We start from the raw sequence: 25,799 nt of genomic DNA, 5'->3' as shown, positions 1-25,799 counted from the left end.
TTCGAAAATGAATTTAGCGAACTGATTCAAATAAAACACAAATTCCACCAATTTACACAAATTGATTTGTGTAAATTGGTGGAATTCTTGTTTATTATTTGATGTTATTTAGAACGTTTTAGAAATTTTATCAATTGCATTAATAGTAAAATCTAAATCTTCATAAGTCAATGCATCTGTGATAAACCAAGTTTCATAGGCTGATGGTGCGATATACACTCCTTCGGCTACTAATCCGTGGAAAAATTTCTTAAAAGTTTCATTATCACCTGCCGCAGCAGATTTAAAATCAGTTACTGGATTTGCATCAAAATGGACTGAAATCATAGACCCAATTGTATTGATAGTGAATACAACATTATTGGCTCTCAAAACTCTCTCGATTCCTGCGCCTAAATAAGCTGTTTTTTCTTCCAGTCTTTTGAAAATATCACGATCACTGTCTAATGCTTGCAACATCGCCAATCCCGCTGCCATAGCTAATGGATTTCCTGATAAAGTTCCCGCTTGATAAACAGGTCCAAGCGGTGCTAAGAAATTCATAATTTCGGCACGAGCTGCAAAAGCACCAACTGGCAATCCTCCTCCAATTACTTTCCCGAAGCAAACAATATCAGCTTTGATATTAAAAAGTTCCTGCACTCCGCCTCTCGCCAATCGAAAGCCTGTCATTACTTCATCGAAAATCAATAAAATTCCATTTGCAGTACACAACTCACGTAATCCTTCCAAAAATCCTTTAACTGGTGGAATACATCCCATATTACCAGCAACTGGCTCAACAATTATTGCTGCAATCTCATTTTTGTTAGCTTCAATTAAAGTCTTCACATTTTCCAAATCATTGTATTTGGCTAGCAAAGTGTCTTTAGCTGTTCCTTCAGTCACACCTGGACTATTTGGCGTTCCAAAAGTTACTGCCCCGCTCCCCGCTTGAATCAAAAATGAATCGGAATGACCGTGATAACAGCCAGCAAACTTGATAATTCTATCTCTTTTTGTAAATCCGCGAGCTAAACGCACCGCACTCATACACGCTTCTGTTCCCGAATTCACAAAACGGATTTTATCGATATTCGGAACCATCGAAACAGCCAATGCAGCAATTTGAGTTTCTAATTCAGTAGGCATTCCAAAAGAAGTTCCCAATTTTGCTTTTTCAATTATTGCTTCCACAACAGGCTCATAAGCATGCCCTAAAATCATTGGTCCCCAAGAGTTAATGTAATCAATTAATCGGTTTCCGTCTTCATCGTACAAATACGCTCCTTTGGCACTTTTAACAAATATTGGCGTTCCGCCCACGGCTTTAAAAGCTCTTACGGGTGAATTTACTCCTCCTGGGATTACTTTTTCTGCCTCAGCAAAAAGGGCACTACTTCTTTTATAGATCATTATATTTAGACTTATAGATTATTAGAATTTTAGATTATTAACTTTATGTTTTGAAAAATCACCCAATCCTTGATGATAGCAATTAGCTTATTTTTCAAGCTTACTTATTAATTCTTCGCCATTTTCAACACCATTCAATATATAAAATGTTCCATTATTAGATATAATTCGGTGTCCACTAGGAATTTTGGTTATTTTTTTAATCGATTGTAATTCTGTGGTCTTTTGTTTTCCATTTTCTGTAATAATTAATTTCCCGTTTAGGATTTCATATTCGGAATTCACTTTATTTCTAAAGTTTCTGTCAAAATACCACCATGCAATAGGTGCAATTAGGATTATTCCAAAGAAAAAAAACAACTTTTCTATTGGCAATGTATTAAATTTTGTTAAAATTGCTATACTTGCAATAATAACACCTACTCCGTAATTAAGGGACATAAATACCCTGTTCTTTTTAATCGCTTTTGCTTTTCTTTCTTCGGAAATCAAATACTTCATTTTTATTTTTTTTTAAATCACTTACCATCAAATAACTGACAAAACTAATTGAATTGATAAAAAATACTCCTTTTATTATTTCTGTAAAAACAACTGAGAATTGCCAACTTACTTCACAATCAGCTTCTGTCCTATCGAAAGTGTATTCTCTGTTAGATTATTTTTTTGCTTTAATTCTTCTATTGATAAATTGAATTTCTTAGAAACCGAATAAAAGGTATCTCCTTTTTGAATCTCATACGAATTGGTTGAGTTGGTACCAAAATCATTTTGTGCTACTACTTTAGACTCTTCTTTTTTGATATCTTCTTTTTTATATTCTTTCCCTAAAACTTTGGAATCATATTCATGTAAATTATACAATTCAATGTAACCAATTAATTTTTCAGGATATTTTGGGTCGGTAGCATAGCCCGCTTCACGCAACCCTTTTGCCCATGCTTTGTAATCACCTTTCGGCAATTTAAACAAACTGGCATATCTAGTTTTACCTGTTAATACCATGGCATGGTCTTTATACGATTCAGAAGCCTGATTGTATTTTCTAAAACATTCATTCGCAGAATCATCATCCTTATAGACTTTATTACCTGTCCAATCGTTATGACATTTTATTCCAAAATGATTATTAGCATTTGTTGCTAAATCACTTTGTCCCGCTCCTGATTCCAGAATTCCTTGTGCCAAAATAATACTAGCGGGAATTCCGTATGTTTTCATATTGCTCATCGCAACGCCATTGTATTGAGCAATATAACCATTAACTATTTCGGTGGTTGACTTTGTTTTACCACTACCGCCGTTTTGGATTGGTTTAGAATATTTCCATCCTACCGGTTTTTTTGTGGTTTGAATTGTTGATTTTGAAGAACCACAACTTATAAGAGTTGTAATTAAGAGAAATAAAAATATTTTCTTGATCATATTTTGATATTTGATATTGATTTTGCTGTTATACATCAATCAATGTTTTGTTTTTATTTTTCAAAAGCGTATTCATCCCTTGAATTCCCTGTAATCCTCCAGTATGAATCAATAGAATTTTGGAATTTTCAGGGAAATAGTTTTTTTGTATTAAATCTATAACGCCAAAAACCATCTTTCCTGTATAAATCGGATCCAAAGGAATTTTTGTTTGTCTATAAAACTGATTAATAAACTGAATCAATTCTTCATTTACCTTTCCGTAGCCCCCAAAATGATAATCGGTTATTAATTCCCAATTTTTGTTGGTGGCAAAATTACGAATTTCATCTTTTAAAAAGTCCCCTTTTAATGCTGGAAATCCCAAAACTTTTTGGTGTGGCAACGCACTATTAATAATCCCCGAAATCGTTCCGCCAGTTCCTACTGCACAGCATACATAATCAAATTTAGAGTCTTCCTTGGTCAGTATTTCTTCGCAGCCTTTTACGGCATATTCATTCGTACCGCCTTCGGGCACCAAATAGAAAGAACCGAATTTATCTTTTAGATTAACTATAAAATCGGGTTCGGTTTTCATTCGATAATCTTCCCTTGTTACAAACTCAAATTGCATTCCGCATTCCTGAGCAAACAATAAAGTCGGATTTTCTGAAATTTTATCAGCTAATTCATCACCACGAATAATACCTATAGTTTTAAAACCCTGTTCTTTTCCTGCATAAGCTACTGCGGCAATATGATTGGAATACGCTCCGCCAAAAGTCAATATGGTTTCCTGATTTTCAGATTTCGCCTGAAGCAGATTATACTTTAGCTTCCTGAATTTATTCCCCGATATAAAAGGATGAAGCAAATCTTCCCGCTTTATTTCGAGTGAAATTCCATTCGGCAGTTTGTATGTTATTTTTTGATTCAAAGTTTAGGATTTATTAGTTTTTAAATAGTTCAAAAAACTAAAAAAAGTTCTCGTTTCAAGGTAATTCAAATTGATTTCATTTGCATAAGCTTCCCTTTCAAAACTTATATTCCTATAGGCTAAATTAGCATTTTTGTACTGTAGCAAACGTACCGCATATTCGACAAAATACCAAAGAAAAAAAGGCAAAACGAGTAATTCTAATTGCTGTCTGATGTGTATTTTTTCGTGATTAACCAATACTTTATTTTGAGAATCAAAGGAGTGTTTTATTAATACGAAAGGAAAGATTGTTAACCCTCGAAATCCTTTAGGAATTAAATATTTGACAACAATCACAAACATTGTTTATAAAATTTATAGATTTGTACTGATAATAGAGTCAAAATTAAAGAAAAACACAATCGACCAACAACAAATTTCAAGTATAAAAACAGAATGGCAGAGCAAAGTAGTGAAAATAAATTAATAGAAGGAGAAGATTTTTATTATACGCCCGAAGGATATAAATGTTTTACCGAAAAATACCATTTGAAAAGAGGTCATTGCTGCAAAAGCGGTTGTCGTCATTGTCCTTATGGATTTGATAAAAAGACTGGTTCGATAAGAAAATAGATTACAGAAGGCAGAATTTAGATTTCAGTATTATCATTAAACATTCGAAAGCAGAAATGGATATTCTTTCTTTAAAATATAGAATTAAAATTCACAAGTCCTACCACAGGTCGGATATACGGTATCCCTAGTTTACCATATAAATTCTGCATTTTAATTAAAAAATGATTATTCGCTTTTTAGATTATTCGACTATTCCAAAAAATCTAAAAATCGAACAATCTGAAAATCTAAAAATCTAAAAAAAAATGACTTTTCAAGAACAAATACAACAAGGAATCCCTTCTATATTACCACAGCCAAAACCGTATGAAACCAACATTAACCACGCGCCGAAACGGAAAGAAATCTTGTCTGACGAAGAAAAAAAACTGGCACTTCGAAATGCTTTACGCTATTTTGAGCCAAAAAATCACGCCGAATTAATTCCTGAATTTCGCAACGAACTAGAGACTTACGGCCGTATTTATATGTACCGTTTGCGTCCCGATTATAGAATGTATGCCCGCCCAATTTCGGAATATCCTGAAAAATGCGAGCAAGCCAAAGCCATTATGCTAATGATTCAGAACAATCTGGATTACGCGGTGGCACAACATCCGCATGAATTGATTACTTACGGCGGAAATGGTGCGGTTTTCTCAAACTGGGCGCAATATTTATTGACGATGAAATACTTATCGGAAATGACCGATGAGCAAACGTTGACAATGTATTCTGGTCATCCAATGGGATTGTTTCCTTCTCATAAAGAAGCGCCAAGAGTCGTGGTGACCAACGGAATGGTAATCCCAAATTATTCGCAACCCGACGACTGGGAGCGAATGAATGCCTTAGGCGTTTCTCAATACGGGCAAATGACCGCTGGAAGTTATATGTACATAGGCCCGCAGGGAATTGTCCACGGAACGACAATCACAGTTTTAAACGGTTTCCGAAAAATAAAACGCAGTCCAAAAGGAGGTTTATTCGTGACTTCTGGATTGGGAGGAATGAGTGGCGCGCAACCGAAAGCCGGAAATATAGCAGGCTGTATCACAGTTTGCGCCGAGGTAAATGCTAAAATAACACATATTCGCCACAGTCAAGGCTGGATTAATGAAGTGGTAGAAGACATTGACGAATTGGTCAAAAGAGTGGCATTGGCGAAAGCCAATAACGAAACCGTTTCTATCGCCTACCTCGGAAACGTGGTCGATGTTTGGGAACGATTTGACGAAGAAAATCTTTATATCGATTTGGGTTCCGACCAAACTTCGCTTCACAATCCGTGGGCTGGAGGATATTATCCGTTTGGGATTTCATTTGAAGAAGCGAATGAAATGATGGCCAATAATCCTGATTTATTCAAGGAAAAAGTACAGGAAACATTGCGTCGCCATACAAACGCCATTAATAAACACACAGCCAAAGGAACGTATTTCTTTGATTACGGAAATGCCTTTTTACTGGAAGCTTCGCGTGCCGGTGCCGATATTATGACCGAGAATAATATTGATTTCAGATACCCAAGTTATGTGCAGGACATTATGGGTCCTATGTGTTTTGATTATGGTTTTGGCCCTTTCCGCTGGGTTTGTACTTCTGGAAAACCTGAAGATTTAGCCAAAACAGATGCTATTGCCTGTCAAGTTTTGGAAGAAATGGCCAAAACTGCACCAATAGAAATTCAGCAGCAAATGCAGGATAATATTCAGTGGATAAAAGGCGCACAGGAAAACAAATTGGTTGTGGGTTCTCAAGCCCGAATCCTATATGCAGATGCCGAAGGTCGTGTAAAAATTGCCGAAGCTTTCAACCAGGCTATTACCAAAGGTCAAATAGGATTGGTAGTTTTAGGTCGTGACCATCACGACGTTTCGGGAACCGATTCGCCTTACAGAGAAACTTCCAATATTTATGACGGTTCACGCTTTACAGCCGATATGGCGATTCAAAACGTGATTGGCGACAGTTTCCGTGGCGCTACCTGGGTTTCCATACACAATGGTGGTGGCGTTGGCTGGGGTGAAGTTATCAACGGTGGTTTCGGAATGGTGCTTGATGGCTCCAAAGAAGCTTCCCGTCGCTTAGCTTCTATGCTTTTTTGGGATGTCAATAACGGAATCTCAAGGCGCAGTTGGGCTCGTAACGAAGGCGCTGTTTTTGCCATAAAACGTGCAATGGAAGTCGAACCGCTGTTAAAAGTAACATTACCGAATTTGGTGGATGATAAATTGTTGGAATAAAACAAAAGCAAATCTAAAAATTTTTAAATCTGCTGCATCTGCTAAAATCTGCGTATTAACCTTTTTGGTCACGCAGATTTTTGCAGATTCACCAAATAAAAATAAAATCTAAAGAAATTTTCAGTAGCTAATCCTGCTTTCCGCTACAAGATTTTTCATAAACTCGTTTTTTTCTAAGAACAAAAAAGAGCTTCCGTTGGTCGCTTTTTTTATTCAAGAAAAAAATACTCGTTTATCAAAAAATGCTTTCCGCTACTATCAGGGCTAACACAGCTAACTACAAACAAATGCATTTTAAAAAATCTTTTTTTTAACTACCTTAAAACAACCAAATTGGTACGATTTTTGCAGTTGCATACACCAATATAAATCAAATAAATATGAAAACACTTAAGCTCCTTCCCATATTATTACTTTTCATACTTGCATCTTGTGATACAGTCCAAGTATATTCAGATTATGACAGATCAGTTGATTTTGCACCATATAAAACGTTCGCTTTTATGAAATCCGGTATTGATAAAGTCGAGATATCTGATTTGGATAAAAAAAGAATTCTAAACGCCATCGACCGACAAATGCAAGCCAAAGGTTTTACGAAGAGTGAAACTCCTGATTTATTGGTAAATATTTTCACCAAATCTCGCGAACAAGTGAGTGTTAACCAATTCAACGCTGGCTGGGGATACGGTTGGGGTTATGGCTGGAATCCTTATATGTATGGAGGACAAACCACCGTTAGCTCATCAACAGAGGGAACTTTGTACATTGACCTTATCGATGCCAAAAAGAAAGAACTTGTCTGGCAGGGTGAAGGAACTGGAACGCTCAGCAAAAACATGGACGAAAAAGACGTAATTGTTAATGATATTGTTACCCAAATTTTGGCACAATACCCACCGACCCTTCCTAAAGCTAAAAAGTAATAGTTTATTTTCTTAGTCACTTTAAAAATGAATATATTTGTAATCTAAGCACAAAAAATGAAAAACTTAATTAACATCATCATTGCCATTATCATAATTATCATTCGATAGCTATGGCGAGGTGTTGTATAAATAAGTAATCAATATATTTATGAAGCCTCCCACATCGGGAGGTTTTTTTATTTTATAAAACCAAGAAAACTCTATCAACAACAAATTGTCGAATCATTAAAATATGATTCTCAAAAGTAAAACACAATAAAATGGAATTATTTACAGCAATACAACAAGCACAAAAACAATTAGAAAATGTAGTTCCTACAACTCCCTTGATTGAAAACTTAAATTTATCAGAAGAATTTGGAGCAACAGTTTTACTAAAACGTGAAGACCTGCAAGTGGTTCGATCCTACAAAATAAGAGGGGCTTACAATAAAATGAGTTCCTTAACTGATACCGAAAAAGAAAATGGAATTGTCTGTGCCAGTGCTGGAAATCATGCTCAGGGAGTGGCGTATTCTTGCCATCTTTTGAAAATAATGGGCAAAATTTACATGCCAAAAACAACACCCAAACAAAAGGTAAAACAAGTACAATTGTTTGGAAAAAATTATGTTGAAATTGTCTTGACTGGCGATACTTTTGATGATGCTTACGGAAAAGCCGTTACTGATGCCTCCCAAAACAACAAAGCATTCATTCATCCTTTTGATGATTTGGAAGTTATCGCAGGACAAGGAACTGTTGGATTAGAAATTCTGGACACGTACCACGAACCTATTGATTATGTATTCATTCCCATAGGTGGTGGTGGCTTGGCATCGGGACTTTCGACAGTTTTTAAACAATTGAGTCCTAATACCAAAATCATTGGAGTAGAACCTCAAGGAGCTCCTTCGATGAAAACTTCAATTGCCAATCATAAAAATACTCCGCTTGACACTATCGATAAATTTGTCGATGGCGCAGCAGTGAAACAAGTAGGAAATCTGACTTTTGACATTTGCCAAAAAAACTTAGAGGACATCATACTGGTTCCCGAAGGAAAAGTATGCACCACCATATTGCGTTTGTACAATGAAGAAGCCATGGTAGTAGAGCCTGCAGGAGCATTAACGATAGCAGCTTTGGATTTTTACAAGGAAGAAATAAAAGGAAAAACCGTAGTCTGCATTGTTAGTGGCAGCAACAACGACATCGAAAGAACCGCAGAAATAAAAGAACGTTCCTTGCTCTATGAAGGATTGATGCATTACTTTATGATACAGTTTCCGCAACGTCCTGGGGCTTTAAAGGAATTTGTAAACGACATCTTGGGTCCTGATGATGATATCACCTATTTTCAGTTTGCCAAAAAGAATAGCCGCGAAGTAGGATCGGTCGTTGTGGGATTAGAATTGAAGAATCCAAATGACATTCATGCTATCAAAAACAATATGAATAGTAAAGGATTTGAATACCAATATCTCAATGAAAGGCATGACCTTTTTACCCAATTGATAGGATAAATTAACAATTCATTTTCTATCGCTTTTTTAATTATAACGTATCTTTGAAAGAGCATTTTACATCAAAATATCATGATAAACAAAGACATTTCAAACATAGAAGACATTCAATTATTAGTTAATACTTTTTATTCAACAGTACAAAAAGACGATTTGATTGGCGCCATTTTTAATGAAAAAATAGGTGATCGCTGGACAGAACATTTAGAGAAAATGTACCGCTTTTGGCAAACGATTTTATTGGAAGAACATACTTATTCCGGAAGTCCTTTTCCTCCTCACAGACAGCTTCCTGTTGAGAAAAAACACTTCAATCGCTGGATGGAAATTTTCACTAATACCGTAGATAGCTTATTTACTGGACCACTTGCTGAAGAAGCCAAACTTAGAGGGCAAAATATGGCAGAAATGTTCAATTATAAAATTGAATATTTTAGGCATGAAGGAAAGCATCCACTTTTGTAAAAAAACGAACGGCATTAATTTCAACCATAATAGGTTTAAAATTAATGCCGTTTTATCTTAAAAATTATTTATCTAATTTCCAGTTAACTTCCCAACGCCTGCATAAGTTGTTACTATACTTTTTACATCAGCTGTTGTATTGGTTAACACCGTTGAATAATTGTACGGAATAGTGGCAATACAATCTGCAGGATAACCTTCTTTACTAGTGCAATCTATTTCTTTATTATCAATACGTTCCGCACTTCCAACAATCTTGCTGTTTTTAGAATACACTGTGTTTTTACATTTTTCGAAATAGTTTTTCTCAACACGTATGCAAGCCCCTACACGGGAATTCACAATACCTCCATAAATATCATAGGCATAATTATTGAAAAAATGTGCCGTACCCCCTCTATACAACGGCACTCGCTCTTGAATAGTTTTATAGTAATTATGATGAAAAGTAATCTTTCTATCCGAATACAAGTCTTTATCAGAACTACCTATTAAACTGCATTTATGATGGTCATGAAAATAACACCAAGAAATAGTAATAAATCCACTATTATCTTTCACATCAACCAATCCGTCATATAAATCCTGATTGGTTTGTTTGTATGGATCTTCTTCAAAAAACTCACAATGATCAATCCAAATATTAGTACTAGTCTGCGATATTGAGATTAAATCACCTTCATTGACCAATATCTGAGGGCGACCTTCGTCTCCTAATTTACTATAGGTTCTAGGAATATTTTCTGAATCAGCTGGTATTGCTTTAGCAACAGATATCAATGAAAATTTAATATTTTGAATAATAATATTTTTGGAATTTTTTATTGTAAATCCTACACCATCCAAAAATGCTTTATCCCCTACCCCAATAATACTTTTATTTGAAGCAACTTTAATGGATCCAACATAGTCTTTATTAGCAATACTTCCTGATCCTTTTATGGTATCAGAAAATTTAATTATGTATTTAGTATCTATAGTTTCGGCATATTGTTTAAGTTCGGCAAAAGTTGTTACTGTTACTTCGGTACCACCAGCTCCACCAGTAGTTCCGCCATTTTCGGTAGCAAAACCAACTAAAGAAAAATCAGGTGTTTGAGAATATGTGCATGTCGTTACCGTAAGTAAAAAGACCGCTGAAAAGAGTGCATTTAGCAATTTTGAATTCATAATTTGGTTTAGTTAATGTGTGGTTTTATTAACGTTTCGAATTTTGTAATCGATTACAAAGTCCAAAATTAATTTTTTTTTTGACAGCACACTATTATTTTAACTTTATTACTATCATTTTATTACTTTGAATCAAATTGTATTAAAAAATAACACCAAAAGAATCTCTTTCTCATCTGACTCTAATACACTAAAGACTGGAACATAAACTCATTTCAATATATAAAAGTAGTAAAGATTATGATTGAAAAATATTTGTTAAGTCTCCGTCTATCCTAGCCCAGATAGCAGTGGAAAGCATTTTGCTAAAAAAAGCTAATTTTTGTTGCCCTAAAAAAGCGACCAACGGAAGCTCTTTTTGGGGCTTACAAAAATGCTTTTTTTAGCAAAATCTTGTAACGAATAGCTGGAAATAGCTCCTGAAAATCGTACTTTTACATACAACCATATCGTTTTCGCTATGACTATAAAAATAAAAACCAATCCGTTATTAGACCGTTTGCCTAAACATCTAAAACAGTTTATCAAGCCTCAGGATTATAGCGATTACACTCCTATTAATCAAGCGGTTTGGCGGTATGTGATGCGCAAAAATGTGAATTATCTCTCGAAAGTAGCTCATGGTTCGTATTTGGATGGTTTGAAAAAAACGGGAATTGAAGTTGACAACATCCCAAGTATGTACGGGATGAACCGCATTCTAACCGAAATTGGCTGGGCTGCTGTGGCGGTTGATGGTTTTATTCCGCCGAATGCATTTATGGAATTTCAGGCGTATAATGTTTTGGTGATCGCATCAGATATTCGTCAGCTGGAACATATTGAATACACTCCCGCTCCCGATATTATTCACGAAGGTGCCGGTCATGCTCCTATTATTGCCAATCCCGAATACGCGGAATACCTTCGTCGTTTTGGCGAAATAGGCTGTAAAGCAATTTCATCTCATAAAGATTATGAAATGTATGAGGCGATTCGGTTGCTTTCTATTCTAAAAGAAGCGGAAGACACTCCACAATCTGAAATCGAAAAGGCAGAAAAAGCGGTGGAAGATTTACAAAACAATATGGGCGAATTATCGGAAATGGCGCAAATCCGAAACCTGCATTGGTGGACCGTAGAATATGGCTTGATAGGAACATTGGAAAACCCAAAAATATATGGCGCTGGTTTATTATCATCCATTGGCGAAAGCGCTTGGTGTATGACGGATAACGTGAAGAAAATCCCTTATGATTTCTCCGCTGTCAACCAAAGTTTTGATATTACCAAATTACAACCTCAGCTTTATGTTACTCCAGATTTTGCTTATTTGAGTTTAATTTTGGAAGAATTTGCCAATACGATGGCTTTGCGCACAGGAGACTTGTCGGGTATTGAGAAACTCATTCATTCGAAAGCATTGGGAACTGTTGAATTGAGTACAGGCTTACAGATTTCGGGTGTTTTTACCAATGTTATTGAACACGAAGGAAAACCAATTTACTTTCAAACCACAGGAAAAACTGCTTTATCCTATCGTGAAAAAGAATTGGTAGGACACGGTACGAGCACGCATCCTGAAGGCTTTGGAAGTCCGATAGGAAAACTAAAAGAAATCAATCTGGCTATTGAAGATATGAGCCTGAAAGACTTAAAAATATATGGTATTTATGAAGGACAAACCAAAACTTTAGAATTTGAAGGCGATATAAAAGTGGTTGGTGAAATTATTACCATTAAGAGAAATCTTCACGGAGAAATCATTTTAATTTGTTTCAAAAACTGCAAGGTTACGCACGGAGAAACCGTTTTATTTCAGCCAGAATGGGGTAATTATGATATGGCTGTGGGCAAAAAACTGGTTTCGGCTTTTTCAGGTCCAGCTGATGTTAGTAGTTTTGACTTGATTTCGCATGTTCCTTCCAGTAAAACCATTAAAGCCAAACAAACTGCCGAAAGAGACGACTTGGAAATATTATATCAAACGGTAAGAAGCATTCGGGAATCAAATGATAATACTACTTCATTGGAACCCATTTTTATAAAATTGCAGCAAAATCATCCGAATGATTGGTTGCTTTCTATTGAGTTGATTGAGCTTTTGAATGCTAGAAAAGAAACTGATTTTATACAACAAGTGATTTTACATTTGGAAAGACTAAAAAAACAACGTCCCGAACTCGGAAAATTAATTTCAAACGGATTGGAGTTGATTTTTGAAAATGAAACTATTTAAAAACACAGATTTCACAGATTAGCACAGATTAAAAATATAGTAACTGACTTTATTTTGCCACAAGGTTCGTAAAGATTTACGTAATGAACACAAAGCTTTGCGAACCTTTTGGTATATCATAGATTCCAGATTAAAAAATCTGTGTCAATCTGTGAAATCTGTGTTTTACAACTTCAAATCCTGTTGCAGTTCTTTTTCGTTTGTAATTTCTTTTCCCTCGTATTGTAGTTTCCAACCCATAGTATTAGTTAGAATCAAAATCTTGGAGAGCTCACTTATCAAACGGTTTTGAGCATTAGATTTTAACGAAGATTTTTCGATTTTTTTAGCCAAATTTGCCCTTACCGTTTTATTGATTTTATTATAATCATCACCCGTAAACTGATTCATTTGACTTTGTTCTACATCATAAAACTTGATGTCTGGGCTTATTTTAATTTCTTCTTTTGGTATACTTAATATCGTGATAGTTTTATTTGCTTCATCAATATCGTATTTCATTTGGTGCAAATCATAGGAAACCGTAACATCAGCATTGACAATAACAAGGGCTTTTTTCTCAAACGAAAGCATGTCCATCATGTATTTTTGCTGGTTTTTATAGGTAATGACTTCTGAAAAATGTCCTTCGGTAACTACTAATTTGCCAACATTCACAATTTGTTGTTGTATCAAGTTTGTATTATAATCCAAAGTTGAATCATCCTCTTTCTTGAACGTACAAAATTTGAAAGCCAAAAATACTCCGACAACTATTATTATTCCAACTATAATTCTCTTTAGCATAATTAAAATTTCATAAATAAATATTGAGATACTAATTTAGTCATTTTTTCCTTCAATTTTGATTCAAATTTTTTATGACTTTCTGAATTGGGGTTAAAAGATCTGTGAGAAAGACCTTTTTGAATGCTTCCAACTTCATCCATTGTAACATAAGCTACCTCAGAAATTGTAGTTTCTTTGAATCGTTGCCAAATATAATCTATAGCCACTTGACTTGGATGTAACATGTCTTCGGCATAGAAACGATAATCCCGAAGTTCGTCCATCATGATTTCGTAGGAAGGAAAGTAATCAGTGGTCAGTTTTAAGTGGTCAGTTCTCAGTTTGGTTTGAATTGCAGTAATCAGATTGGCTTTACTCCATTGATTTTCGACAAAACCGTCTTTAATATGGCGTACTGGTGAAACGGTAAAAATGAAACTGCAATTTGGATTTATTGATTGTATCAAACGGATTGTATTTTCAATACTTTCCTGAATTGTTGCAACGGTTAGCAATTCTTTTGTAAACTGTTTTTGGGGCACTTTATGACAATTGGCAACTATTTCAATCTTTCGATACACCCAAGAAGTTCCATAGGTAATAATGATATGTGTTGCTTCTTCTAATTGCTTTTTTGCCTTCCTTAGAATTTGATTCAGATTCACCAATAATTCTTCTGCATTCAAATGGCTTAAATCCGAATGAACTTCAAAGCAATGCCAGCGTTCATTATGAAAAAAAATATCATCCTCGGTAAATAAAACATCATTGATAACTCGATTAATAATTCTTTCAATCGAAACCGGATTAAAAATAATTCCGAATGGATTCGTTGCGCTTTGGAATTTAAAATACTGAAATTTATCCCCCATATTTTCGGCAAAGCAAGAACCCAACGAAACAATTTTGGAGTTGTAGTCTATTGACGAGGGATTTTGTGGGATATCGATTTTGGTTGTAAAGTTCATTTTGCATTTTTAACCTTTCAAAAATACGAAATAAAAAATACAGAATTTGCATCCATAATATTTTAATAGACCAATTAAATTGATTAAATTTGATAATAAGGGCTATTCTTTACATAAACAGCAAAAAACCTTAAAATTCATAAAATAAAAAAATATTTAATTCTGAATAAATATGTAAAACATTTCTTGATTTGAAAACAAATTAGGAATTCTAATAATTAAATTTTAAAACAATGACTCTAAAAAAAGTAATTACCGTATTAATGTTAGTTTTAATATCAGTATCCTCTTTTGCACAAGCAAAAAAACTTGACAAAATCATCACAAAAGATTATCAAGTTATTGAATGTACGATTTCAAAAATGTCTGACAAAACAGTAGACTATTCAATGCCAAATGAAACAATGACTATCGTAATTGATGTTTCAAAAATTGCCCGAATTGATTTTGCCAGCGGAAGATCGCAAACTTTTGCCACTGCGGAAAACACAATAGACAGTGCTCCAACTTCAACAATAAGTGTTTCAGCAAATAGTAATGCAACTTTCAGAGTGAATACAGTGGCTGTACTACCTGTGCCTTTTGTAAATTCTGAAAATATGACCAACTCAGAAGAAATGGCAAAATTTGCACAAAACGATATCTATGACAAACTTTTAGACAAGTCTTCTAATATATTGCCGTTGACAGTTCAGGATTTAAGAACAACAAATAGCTTACTGCGAAAAGCTGGCATCGATTATAAAAACATAGACGAAACTCCGATAGAAGAACTTCATAAAATTCTTGGAGTAGACAATATTGTTGCAGCAAAAGTATCTTATACAGTTACCCAAAACCAGACCTCAGCCGCTTATTCTTCGCAAAATGCAAAAGTAAACGACAATAAAGTAAAAGCAAATGAATCCACTGTTGCCAATACCAATACCCAACTATTGTTTGATTATCACGTCTATTTTGATATGTATAAAAATAATTCCAAAATATATACCCAAAACAGAAAGCCTTTATTTAAATTAAAAGATGCCTGGATGGACTCCGTTAGTTACTTATTAAAAAGAAGTCCCATTTATGTAAAATAAAATTATAAAAAGGTAATTTGATCAAGAATGGTTGCTTTAAATATACGATAGCTTGAAAATTATAAAGCCTTAAACAATCCGCTAGAAACTGATTCTTTAAGGCTTTTATTTTATCAAACACCTTTATAAAAAGGTAATGAATAATTTCTTGAAAACTACTTCACAAACTCAACCGCTTTAGTCAAAGCCTCTGCAATTCCATCTGCATTTTTTCCTCCTGCGGTAGCGAAGAAAGGCTGTCCTCCTCCTCCACCTTGGATATATTTCCCTAATTCACGAACCACCTGGCCTGCGTTTAGCTTTTTATCAGCAACCAGTTCTTTAGAGATATAACAAGACAATGTTGGTTTCCCTGCATCGGCTGTAGCCAATACCAAGAATAAATTTGTTCCTGCTGTTCCTAATTCATAGGCTAGATCTTTTGCTCCTTCTGGGCTCAAATCTACCTGTTTCGCTAGGAATTGAATTCCATTGATTTCTTGCAATTCTTTTACCAATTCGCCTTTCATGTTTTTGGCTTTATCTTTCAACAAAACCTCCAATTGTTTTTTAAGCGAAGTATTTTCATCCTGAATGGACTGAATCGCTTTTACAGGATCAACTGCATTTTTCAAAACTTCTTTTATCTCAGCAAATGAAATTAATTGTGATTCAAAAAATTCTTTAGCAGCTTCGCTAGTAATTGCCTCAATACGTCTAATTCCTGCCGCAACAGCACCTTCTGAAGTTATTTTGAAATGCCAAATATCACTTGTGTTAGGAACGTGTGTTCCTCCGCATAATTCTACCGAATCACCAAATTTGATCATTCGAACCAAATCACCATATTTTTCTCCAAACAATGCCATTGCACCTTCTTCAATAGCTTGGTCTTTTGGAATCGCTCTTTTTTCTATCAATGGCAAACTCTCACGAATCCTTGCATTCACGAAATCTTCAACTTCTTTAAGTTCATCATCTGTCACTTTAGAAAAATGAGAGAAGTCAAAACGCAACGAAGCAGAACGCACCATCGATCCTTTTTGCTCAATATGAGTTCCTAATATTTTTCTTAAACCTTGATGCAACAAGTGGGTTGCCGTATGGTTTGAAGATGTTTTTGCTCTTTGAACAGCATCCACAACAGCCGTAAAACTATCAGTTAAATTATCCGGCAATGATTTTGCAAGATGAATTGTTTGATTGTTTTCTTTTTTAGTGTCAATAATATAAATAATGTCACCATTTTGAGCTTCCAAATAACCTTTATCTCCCGTTTGTCCTCCACTTTCACCATAAAATGGCGTAGCATTGAAAACCAACTGATAAATCTCACCATCTTTTACACTGTCCACTCTACGGTATTTAGTGATTTTTACATTGTGTTTCAATCGATCGTAACCCACAAATTCCTGAACATCATCTTCAACCAAAACATTCCAGTCACCGGCAGTCACTTTAGAGGCTGCACGAGAACGTTCTTTTTGCAATTGCAATTGTTCCTGAAATCCTTTTTCGTCCAATTCCAATCCTTTTTCAGACAAGATCAAAGCCGTTAAATCGATTGGAAAACCATACGTATCATATAATTCGAATGCTTTTTTACCATCAATTATAGTACCAGAATTGGTATTAATAACAGCATCCAACAGCACCAATCCTTGATCCAAAGTTCTCAAGAAAGAACTTTCTTCCTCACGAATCACATTCGAACACAATGCTTTTTGCGAACGAATTTCAGGGAAAGAACCTCCCATTTGAGCGCTCAAAGTATCAACTAATCTATATATAAAAGGTTCTTTGGTATCTAAGAAAGTAAAACCGTAACGAATAGCACGACGCAAAATTCTACGGATTACATAACCAGCTCCCGTATTCGATGGCAACTGACCGTCAGCAATCGCAAAAGCCACCGCACGTACGTGATCCGCAATAACACGAATCGCAATATTTACTTTTTCCTCTTCTTCGTCTTTTGCTTTAATCGTATATTTAGTTCCAGTAATCGTTTCGATTTCTCTGATTAGCGGTGTAAAAACATCAGTATCATAATTCGACTGAACCCCTTGCAAAACCATGCAAAGACGCTCAAATCCCATTCCAGTATCCACGTGCTGAGCTGGCAATTTCTCTAAAGAACCATCGGCTTTACGATTGAATTCCATAAATACGTTATTCCAAATCTCCACCACGTGCGGATGATCTGCATTCACCAAATCCTTACCAGAAACCAAAGCTTTTTCTTCAGCAGAACGAATATCAACGTGAATTTCAGAACAAGGTCCGCAAGGTCCTTGGTCACCCATTTCCCAGAAATTATCTTTTTTGTTACCAAGTATAATTCGGTCTTCGTCAATCAACGTTTTCCAAATATCCCAAGCTTCTTGGTCAAAAGGCACATTCTCATCAGCATTTCCTTCAAAAACTGAAACATACAATATATCTTTCGGTATTTTATACACTTCCGTCAACAATTCCCAAGCCCAGTGAATCGCTTCTTTCTTGAAATAATCTCCAAAAGACCAGTTCCCCAACATCTCAAACATCGTGTGGTGATACGTATCAATCCCCACTTCCTCCAAGTCATTATGCTTTCCAGAAACACGAAGACATTTTTGCGTATCGGCAATTCTCTTACTTTTTGGAGTTCCCAGGCCTAAAAAATATTCTTTAAACTGCGCCATTCCCGAGTTGTTAAACATCAGGGTTGGATCATCCTTAAGAACAATCGGTGCAGATGGAACAATTAAATGCCCTTTACTTTCAAAAAAATCTAAAAATTGTTTACGTACGTCTTGTGATTTCATTTTGCTGTATATATACTGTAATTCGTTTATTTTTTTTGTTTCTGAGTTACTGAGATTCTAAGTTACTAAGCCTTAAAAAAACTTAGAATCTTAGTCTCTTAGAAACTTAGAGTCTTTCCTCTGGACGTGCCACCATTAGAAAAAGGGGCCAAATTTAGCAACCGCTTACTCGGCCCCTTTCCCTAATGCTGTCGGGCTATCCGCGCTACTTCGGTAGCTAGCTTCTATCCCTCACGCGAACCAGTATTATCATGAACTTTATTCTAAGCTAAAAAACTCAGCCTCTCTATAAAGACAGACCGCATTTATTTATTATTTAAAAAAAAGAGTCGAACAACTGAAACATTTATTAAATTTGTTCGACTTACCTTATATTAAGTTTGCAAAAATAGGGTATTTTAAAATATGGCGAAAGTAAAATATTATTACGATTCAGTAAATCTGGCCTATCGGAAAATAAAAATCAGAAAAAGAAGAAAATTTGGCTATGTTGTTCTGTTTTTATTAGCCTCGGCGCTGTTTGGTTTTTTGACTTTTGTACTATTATTGAATACACCTTATTTTGACACACCAAAAGATCGTTTGCAGGCTCGTGAAATTGAAAATTTAAAGTTGAATTATGCCATTTTGAACAAAAAAATGGATCAGGTTGATGATGTAATCGAAGATATTGAAGATCGGGACAATAATTTATATCGTGTTTATTTCAACACTGCCGCCATTCCCTTGGAAGAAAGAAAAGAAGGATATTCTAAAATAAATCGGTATGCAGCATTACAGGGTTATGACAATTCAAAATTAGTAACTAGCACGACCGAAAAAATTGATGCATTGAGTAAAGAATTATCGATTCAATCCAAATCATTGGACAAAATTGTAGAATTAGCTAAAGCAAAAAACAAATTATTAGCAGCAATTCCAGCAATACAACCTGTAAAAAATGAAAATTTAAAGCAAATGGCCTCTGGTTTTGGATATAGAACCGACCCATTTACGAAAGCCAGAAAAATGCATGAAGGAATGGATTTTACTGCCAAATCGGGAACTCCAATTTATGCCACTGGCGATGGAGTTGTAGTAAGAGCCGATAATACGGCTTCGGGATATGGGAATCACATCGTTATCAGACACGGATATGGATACGAAACTTTGTATGGACATTTGAGCAAATACAACTGTAGATCTGGACAATCCGTAAAAAGGGGAGATCTTATAGGATATGTTGGCAGCACGGGACGTTCAGAAGCGCCACATTTACATTACGAAGTACATAATAACGGAAAAGTAGTAAACCCCCTTAATTTTTATTATGGCAATATTTCGGCGGTAGAATACGTTGCTATTTCAAAAATTGCAAATCAGGAAAATCAATCTTTGGATTAAAAATTTTAGAAGAAAAAAAAGAATTATAGACTAGAAGTAAAAGTGATTAGTTAAGTAGCATAGCTAACAACTAAAAACCAATAACTAAAAACTAAATAAAACATGCATATTGAACTTTCACCAGATAAAAGATACTACAGCATAGGCGAAGTCGCCAAAGCATTTGACGTTAATGCTTCTTTAATTCGTTTTTGGGACAGTGAATTTGATATCCTGAAACCAAAGAAAAATGCTAAGGGAAATAGAATGTTTACACCCGAAGATATTAAGAATTTAAAACTTATTTATCATTTGGTTAAAGAAAGAGGGTTCACATTAGAAGGCGCCAAAACCCATTTGAAAGAAGGACAAAAGAAAACAATGGATAAATTTGAAATTATCAGCAAATTAGAAAGCATAAAAATGCAACTGATTAGCATTAAAAACGAATTACAACAACAATAAATAAAAACAACAAACAAACCTTAAATTAAACAATTATGAATTTTAAAAGATTTTTACCTTGGATTATAGTAGCTGTAGTAATCATTGGACTTTACAGCTGGGCATCTGGAATTTATAATACAGCAGTGACACTTGAACAAGACGTGAAAGAAAGCTGGGGAAATGTTAACACTTCTTATCAAAGAAGAAATGATCTTATCCCAAATTTAGTAAACACCGTAAAAGGATACGCAGAACATGAAAAAAGCACTTTAACAGCCGTTATCGAAGCTCGTGCAAAAGCAACTGGAATTACAATTGACCCAACAAACGTTACTCCGGAACAACTAGCTGCATTCAATTCGGCACAATCAGGAGTTTCTTCTTCCTTATCAAAATTATTGGTTAGCGTGGAGCAATACCCAAACCTGAAAGCTGATGCAAGCTTTATGAAATTACAAGATGAACTAGCAAGTACAGAAAATCAAATCCTAACAGCTAGAACGCGTTTTAATGAAGCCGTTAAGCCTTACAACAACAACATTAATACTTTCCCAAGAAATATCTTGGCTGGAATGTATGGTCTTAAACAAAAACCATATTTCGAAGCTGTAGCTGGTGCAGAAAAACCTGCTGAAGTAAAATTCTAAAAATAAAATCTGATACAGATTTCACATATTCTCACAGATTAAAATTTGTGGAAATCTGTGAAATCTGTGTTTTAAAAAATAATTTCCATGTCAAAAGTAGAAGATTTTTTAAGCACAGAAGAGGAACAAGAAATTGTTGAAGCTATTCGTATAGCCGAAAAAAACACTTCGGGTGAAATTAGAGTACACATAGAAAAAACAACTTCACTTGACGCTTATGACCGCGCCATGGAAGTGTTTCATGAATTAAGAATGGATGAAACGGAACTGCAAAATGGTGTTTTAATCTATTTGGCGGTCAAGGATAAAACTTTTGTTATTTGTGGAGACAAAGGCATCAACGATATTGTTACCAATACTTTTTGGGACAGTACGCGTGATGTGATGATTGCTCATTTCAAACAAGGAAATTTTAAACAAGGATTAATCGATGGTATTTTGAAAGCTGGAGAAAAACTCAAAGTGCACTTCCCATGGCAGGAAGGCGATACCAACGAATTATCAAATGAAATATCAAAAGGATAATGAGAATAAGTCAGAAAGTCGAAAGTCGAAAGTCAGAAAGTCAGAAAGCAAAAACACAATGGAAGTTATTTCTTTATGTTTTAGTTTTCTTAAATAGTGGTTTTCTATTTGCTCAATTTACCATTCCGGAAAAACCTAGTTTTCAAACTTCGGTTTATGATTATGCCAATGTTTTAAGCGCACAGGAAAAATCTCAACTCGAAGAAAAACTCATCAAATATTCTGATTCTACAACTACTCAAATTGTAGTAATTACAATAGAGAGTCTCAAAAATGAAAACGTAAACCAGTTAGCAACAAATTGGGGACAAAAATGGGGAATTGGCGGTACTAAAAAAGATGATAATGGAGTCATTATTCTTTTGGCTAAAAACGAAAGAAAAATAGCAATCAACCCTGGTTACGGTTTAGAAGATCGATTGACTGCTGGAATTGGAGGGGAAATAATCCGAAATATTATTATTCCCGAATTTAAAGCAGGTAGTTATTACCAAGGTTTAGACAAAGGAACTGATGCTCTTTTTGATGTTTTTAAAGGCAAATACAAAGGAGAACGCAAGCAACAAACCCAAGGAAAAGATTTTCCAATTTTTCCAATCATTGTAATCGTGATCATTGTTTTGATATTACTATCCAAAAATAAAGGTGGTGGTAATGGCAATTCGGGTAACCGTGGCGGTGGTGGCCCTAGCCTACTCGATGTCATTCTACTAAGCAGTCTTGGAAGAGGTGGCGGAGGTGGATTTGGCGGGTCTTCAGGCGGTGGCTTTGGAGGCGGTGGCGGAGGCTTCGGTGGAGGATTTGGCGGAGGCGGATTCTCCGGTGGAGGTTCTAGTGGAAGCTGGTAAAATATACAAAACATAAATGAGAGCTACAACGGCTCTCATTTTTTTGACCTTCAAAATTAGCACATTAATAACAAGAATTAAACAAATTTTTATTCAGTATACTATTTTCATAATTAGCCATACATTCAAAAAATTTTAGATATCATTTAAAAAATAAAAGATAAATACACTAAAAAATATTGTTTTGAACTAAATTTAAAAACAATAAATTCAAATCATTACTATATGAAAATCCATCTCTTTTTACTTCTTCTTTGTTCTTACTTTTCGGTTTATTCGCAAGATTTATCCAATATTGACGAAAAAGAAATTCCCAAAGAAATTGAGGAGATAAATTCTTTAATCACTAAAGAGCCAAGTGCTGACAACTATTATCTTAGAGGATATTACTATTATCAAATTAAAAATTATTCACAAGCAATATCTGATTATGACAAGGCAATATCATTAAATCCGAATAATTATAAATTTTATTATAGTAAAGGCAATACAAATATTAAATTAAAAAATTATAAACAAGCAATAGAAGAGTATACAAAATCTATTGCTTTAAATGATAATTTACAAAAAGTCTACTTCAATAGAGCTTATTCAAAGTCAATGATTAACGATTCAAAAGGGGCAATTGACGACTATTCCAAAAGCATTTCTATTAATCCCAAATATCTGCAAGCCTATGAAAACAGAGGAATTCTAAAAAGGAAATTAAACTTGCACAAAGAAGCTATTCAAGATTTCGATAAAGTAATCGAAATTAACCCCAAATTTGTTGAAGCGTATCAAAATAGAGCCATTTCAAAAGCCACACTTAATATTAATGCTACGAACGATTTTGACCAAGTAGTAAATTTGACCCCAGAAGACCCAGAAGGATATTACAATAGAGCAATCTATTTTATTAATTTTAAAATCAAAAGAGATTATTGCTCCGACATAAAAAAAGCAGTTAGCCTTCACTATGAACCTTCAATAGAATTAGCTGTCAAATATTGTAAAAAATAACACAACAGATATTCTAAAGCTGGATAAAATTTCAAAAAAAATACCATTACATTTATAAATTGTAATACCACAAGAGTTACAGTTTGTTTCGAAAAATTGAATTTAAAAGTACAGCTTAATACTGTACTTTTTTTTGTTTTACAAAATGATGTCAAATTCAGGTAATGATGTCAAAATAGTTATTTTCAAAAACATCATTAAAAAAAAACTCCCCTTTATTTTCGAAAGAATAGACGTTTTCAAATCTTTAGGATAAGATCTATGTCCTATAAAAACATCCACCATCGCATCAGACAAGTGCTGTCCATATTTTTTAATAAAAAGATTTCGAAGTATTTTTTGCTCATAGAAAAATTTAGACAAAATGACTCCTGTTTTTATTTCAGGTAACATTTTTTGTTCTAATTTTTTGTGATATAATTCAGAAGCTAGATCAGCATCCAGATTACTTTCTACAATGGATTGTGCCGCTAGAATTCCACTTATTATTGCATTCGAAATACCTTCAGCAACAACAGGATCAGCAAATCCTGCAGAATCACCAATTAAAAAAACGTTCCTTTTCACAAAAGAATCTGTTCTAGGAGAAATCGGAATTACAAATCCATGAGATTCTTCATTTCTAATCTCATTAATCCCTAAAACTTTTAAATATTCATGATAACATTTTTTTAAATCAATTTTTTGTTTTGCTTTTATAATACCAACCCCAATTGATAAATGCTTTTTTTTAGGAAAACACCAGCCATAACCATAAGGGACAATATCGACATCAAAACGAACATTTTTCGATAATCTTTCAAAATCAGCAGAACAAACCTCTACTTCATATTCTAAAGCTGGAATTATAGTTCGGGTTTCATTCCATCCTGCCATTTTTGCAATAGGACTTAAGGCCCCATCTCCCGCTATGATAAATTTTGCTTGTATATCACCTTCAGAAGTATGAATGGTTTGAATATCTCCAAATGAAATAGCAGTGACTTTATGATTTTGTAAAAGAGTAACTCCGTTTTCTTTTGCCTTTTCTACAATTAAACTATCAAAAGCATCACGCATAATCATACTGATAATAGGCTTATCATTCTTTGTTGTAAATTTTAAATCAGTTTTTCCAAAATAAATATCAACTTCGTAAAACTCCTTCTCTATTACAGTTGCAATATCAAAAGGAACACTTTTTCTCCCTCTAAAAACCAAACCACCACCACATGTTTTATATCTTGGTAAAACTTCTTTTTCAATAATAACGGTTGAAATTCCATTTTTAGATAATTCCAATGCTGCCGAAGCTCCTGCTGGACCACTACCAATAATAGCTACATCAAATATTTTCATTTGCTTATATTTAAAAACTAAAAGAATATTTGGCAAACAAAGATCTTTCAATCCTTAGTTTACTACTTTTTATTTAATAAAAAATCATCTTTTACTTCTCACTAACCCTAAATCGATGTGCTGAACATGTAACTTAAATATTAGTGCAGAATTACATTCTGTCCCAGAGAAGCAAAATAAACAAAATGTATACAATTAAACCATTCTAAAAGTACCGCTTTATTTAGTTAAAAAAGTTTACTTAACATCATCTTTAAATAAAGGAATAATCATTCTGATTTCACAGTACCTTTTACGAACTGAAATCCTTTCTTGTTAAAACTTATGTTCCTTAATATAAAAACTTTAAAATTAAAAAATATTAGTGCTATTTTATTAAAAAGAAATCGGATTTACGTTAAAAAATATAACAGTATTAATGTGAAAATTATAATATAAAAATCATTTTATTTGCAAAGCGGCTTTTATATTTTATCGATAAGTACTCTATTGATAGGTTTAAGCCAATACTTTAAAGAATTAAATTTTTAAAATTTAAAAAAAAAGCTATATTTGAGTCTTAAAAACTTATTTAAAAAGAATTCAGCCAATGTAGGCATTCATTTTAACCGTTAATCCAGCTCATAATGCTTTCACATAAAACCAAATATGCTCTTAAAGCACTTCTTTATTTAGCACAACAGGATGAAAACCATATTTCAAAGACTATTGAAATTGCAGAAGAAGCCAATATTCCTAAAAAATTCTTAGAACAAATTCTTTTGGATTTAAAAAGAGGTCATTTTGTTGGTAGTAAACAGGGGAAATATGGTGGTTATTATCTTTTAAAGGACAAAGAAACAATCACTTTGGCCGATATTCATCGCCTTTTTGATGGTGCAATTGCATTATTACCTTGTGCTTCATTAAATTTTTACGAACGCTGTTCAGATTGTAGTGATGAGGAAGAATGTCATCTACGACACGGGCTGATGGCTATTCGAGATGAAACTTTAAAAGCTATGCAAGGCATTACAATAGCCTCATTAGTAAAAAAATAAAAAAATATTTCGCTAACCCTACTATTTTTATAGAATTAATTATATCTTTGCATCAAGTTTAAAATATGACTAACGATCAAAATTAAAAAAATGCAAACAAATTACTTTAAAATTAAT

General features: G+C 34.1%; 23 protein-coding genes. 14 read left to right on the top strand and 9 right to left on the bottom strand.

Annotated features, from left to right (window positions below; all coding sequences use genetic code 11):
- Positions 1-108: 108 nt before the first annotated feature.
- From hemL to ACUN3A_RS13080, 4 genes are all read right to left on the bottom strand, one after another.
- Positions 109-1,395, bottom strand: a complete 1,287-nt coding sequence (gene hemL / locus ACUN3A_RS13095; RefSeq protein WP_445551731.1) for a glutamate-1-semialdehyde 2,1-aminomutase — start codon at positions 1,393-1,395, stop codon at positions 109-111.
- 87 nt (positions 1,396-1,482) lie between these two features.
- Positions 1,483-1,896, bottom strand: coding sequence for a hypothetical protein (locus ACUN3A_RS13090; RefSeq protein WP_445551730.1), 414 nt, complete (start codon positions 1,894-1,896; stop codon positions 1,483-1,485).
- Positions 1,897-2,004: 108 nt separating this feature from the next.
- Complete coding sequence (locus tag ACUN3A_RS13085; RefSeq protein ID WP_445551729.1) at positions 2,005-2,820, bottom strand: glucosaminidase domain-containing protein; 816 nt, start codon at positions 2,818-2,820, stop codon at positions 2,005-2,007.
- A 28-nt stretch (positions 2,821-2,848) separates the two neighbouring features.
- A complete protein-coding gene (locus ACUN3A_RS13080) occupies positions 2,849-3,739 on the bottom strand; it encodes a 1-aminocyclopropane-1-carboxylate deaminase/D-cysteine desulfhydrase (RefSeq protein WP_445551728.1) in 891 nt (296 codons plus the stop codon).
- A 438-nt stretch (positions 3,740-4,177) separates the two neighbouring features.
- Here ACUN3A_RS13080 and ACUN3A_RS13075 point away from each other — a divergent pair, with 438 nt between their 5' ends.
- The 5 genes from ACUN3A_RS13075 to ACUN3A_RS13055 all read left to right on the top strand — a co-directional run bounded on the left by ACUN3A_RS13075 (position 4,178) and on the right by ACUN3A_RS13055 (position 9,481).
- Complete coding sequence (locus tag ACUN3A_RS13075) at positions 4,178-4,354, top strand: DUF5522 domain-containing protein (protein WP_445551727.1); 177 nt, start codon at positions 4,178-4,180, stop codon at positions 4,352-4,354.
- A 248-nt stretch (positions 4,355-4,602) separates the two neighbouring features.
- The gene (locus ACUN3A_RS13070; RefSeq protein ID WP_445551726.1) at positions 4,603-6,582 is read left to right on the top strand and encodes a urocanate hydratase; all 1,980 of its coding nucleotides are present in this window, start codon (positions 4,603-4,605) and stop codon (positions 6,580-6,582) included.
- A gap of 380 nt (positions 6,583-6,962) precedes the next feature.
- Positions 6,963-7,508: a DUF4136 domain-containing protein gene (locus ACUN3A_RS13065; RefSeq protein WP_445551725.1), complete on the top strand. Its 546-nt coding sequence runs from the start codon at positions 6,963-6,965 to the stop codon at positions 7,506-7,508.
- A gap of 263 nt (positions 7,509-7,771) precedes the next feature.
- Entirely contained in the window at positions 7,772-9,016 is a 1,245-nt protein-coding gene (gene ilvA, locus ACUN3A_RS13060; RefSeq protein ID WP_445551724.1) for a threonine ammonia-lyase IlvA, read from the top strand.
- Between the two features lie 72 nt (positions 9,017-9,088).
- Positions 9,089-9,481, top strand: coding sequence for a group III truncated hemoglobin (locus ACUN3A_RS13055; RefSeq protein WP_445551723.1), 393 nt, complete (start codon positions 9,089-9,091; stop codon positions 9,479-9,481).
- A gap of 72 nt (positions 9,482-9,553) precedes the next feature.
- On the opposite strand, the gene ACUN3A_RS13050 is transcribed toward ACUN3A_RS13055, so the two are convergent.
- Positions 9,554-10,651, bottom strand: a complete 1,098-nt coding sequence (locus ACUN3A_RS13050) for a pectate lyase family protein (RefSeq protein WP_445551722.1) — start codon at positions 10,649-10,651, stop codon at positions 9,554-9,556.
- Between the two features lie 460 nt (positions 10,652-11,111).
- On the opposite strand from ACUN3A_RS13050, the gene ACUN3A_RS13045 reads away from it, so the two are divergent.
- The gene (locus ACUN3A_RS13045) at positions 11,112-12,869 is read left to right on the top strand and encodes an aromatic amino acid hydroxylase (RefSeq protein ID WP_445551721.1); all 1,758 of its coding nucleotides are present in this window, start codon (positions 11,112-11,114) and stop codon (positions 12,867-12,869) included.
- A gap of 165 nt (positions 12,870-13,034) precedes the next feature.
- Here the strand turns inward: ACUN3A_RS13045 and ACUN3A_RS13040 are convergent, their stop codons facing one another.
- Both ACUN3A_RS13040 and ACUN3A_RS13035 read right to left on the bottom strand, forming a co-directional pair.
- On the bottom strand, positions 13,035-13,655 hold the full coding sequence (locus tag ACUN3A_RS13040; protein WP_445551720.1) for a DUF4230 domain-containing protein: 621 nt from the start codon (positions 13,653-13,655) through the stop codon (positions 13,035-13,037).
- 2 nt (positions 13,656-13,657) lie between these two features.
- On the bottom strand, positions 13,658-14,605 hold the full coding sequence (locus tag ACUN3A_RS13035; protein ID WP_445551719.1) for a GSCFA domain-containing protein: 948 nt from the start codon (positions 14,603-14,605) through the stop codon (positions 13,658-13,660).
- 233 nt (positions 14,606-14,838) lie between these two features.
- Between ACUN3A_RS13035 and ACUN3A_RS13030 the strand changes: the two genes are divergently transcribed.
- Positions 14,839-15,687: a hypothetical protein gene (locus ACUN3A_RS13030; protein WP_445551718.1), complete on the top strand. Its 849-nt coding sequence runs from the start codon at positions 14,839-14,841 to the stop codon at positions 15,685-15,687.
- A gap of 155 nt (positions 15,688-15,842) precedes the next feature.
- Here the strand turns inward: ACUN3A_RS13030 and alaS are convergent, their stop codons facing one another.
- On the bottom strand, positions 15,843-18,473 hold the full coding sequence (gene alaS, locus ACUN3A_RS13025; RefSeq protein ID WP_445551717.1) for an alanine--tRNA ligase: 2,631 nt from the start codon (positions 18,471-18,473) through the stop codon (positions 15,843-15,845).
- 405 nt (positions 18,474-18,878) lie between these two features.
- Between alaS and ACUN3A_RS13020 the strand changes: the two genes are divergently transcribed.
- From ACUN3A_RS13020 to ACUN3A_RS12995, 6 genes are all read left to right on the top strand, one after another.
- Positions 18,879-19,856, top strand: coding sequence for a M23 family metallopeptidase (locus ACUN3A_RS13020; RefSeq protein ID WP_445551716.1), 978 nt, complete (start codon positions 18,879-18,881; stop codon positions 19,854-19,856).
- Positions 19,857-19,958: 102 nt separating this feature from the next.
- Positions 19,959-20,300: a MerR family transcriptional regulator gene (locus ACUN3A_RS13015; RefSeq protein WP_445551715.1), complete on the top strand. Its 342-nt coding sequence runs from the start codon at positions 19,959-19,961 to the stop codon at positions 20,298-20,300.
- 35 nt (positions 20,301-20,335) lie between these two features.
- Positions 20,336-20,929: a LemA family protein gene (locus ACUN3A_RS13010; RefSeq protein WP_445551714.1), complete on the top strand. Its 594-nt coding sequence runs from the start codon at positions 20,336-20,338 to the stop codon at positions 20,927-20,929.
- Between the two features lie 87 nt (positions 20,930-21,016).
- The gene (locus ACUN3A_RS13005; protein WP_445551713.1) at positions 21,017-21,454 is read left to right on the top strand and encodes a TPM domain-containing protein; all 438 of its coding nucleotides are present in this window, start codon (positions 21,017-21,019) and stop codon (positions 21,452-21,454) included.
- The gene (locus ACUN3A_RS13000) at positions 21,454-22,302 is read left to right on the top strand and encodes a TPM domain-containing protein (protein WP_445551712.1); all 849 of its coding nucleotides are present in this window, start codon (positions 21,454-21,456) and stop codon (positions 22,300-22,302) included. Before ACUN3A_RS13005 ends, ACUN3A_RS13000 begins: the two co-directional genes overlap by 1 nt.
- 225 nt (positions 22,303-22,527) lie before the next feature.
- Positions 22,528-23,304 carry a tetratricopeptide repeat protein gene (locus tag ACUN3A_RS12995; protein ID WP_445551711.1) on the top strand — a complete coding sequence of 259 codons (777 nt, stop codon included), beginning with the start codon at positions 22,528-22,530 and terminating at the stop codon, positions 23,302-23,304.
- A gap of 138 nt (positions 23,305-23,442) precedes the next feature.
- Here ACUN3A_RS12995 and ACUN3A_RS12990 read toward each other — a convergent pair whose 3' ends face one another.
- A complete protein-coding gene (locus tag ACUN3A_RS12990) occupies positions 23,443-24,642 on the bottom strand; it encodes a geranylgeranyl reductase family protein (protein ID WP_445551710.1) in 1,200 nt (399 codons plus the stop codon).
- A gap of 626 nt (positions 24,643-25,268) precedes the next feature.
- Between ACUN3A_RS12990 and ACUN3A_RS12985 the strand changes: the two genes are divergently transcribed.
- Positions 25,269-25,682 (top strand): RrF2 family transcriptional regulator, encoded by a 414-nt coding sequence (locus ACUN3A_RS12985; protein ID WP_445551709.1) that lies wholly within the window; start codon positions 25,269-25,271, stop codon positions 25,680-25,682.
- Positions 25,683-25,799 lie beyond the last annotated feature (117 nt).

The sequence above is a fragment of the Flavobacterium sp. WC2509 genome (genome assembly GCF_052683105.1).
Note: the sequence above shows the minus strand (reverse complement) of the source record. Positions and strands in the feature narration are given on the sequence as shown.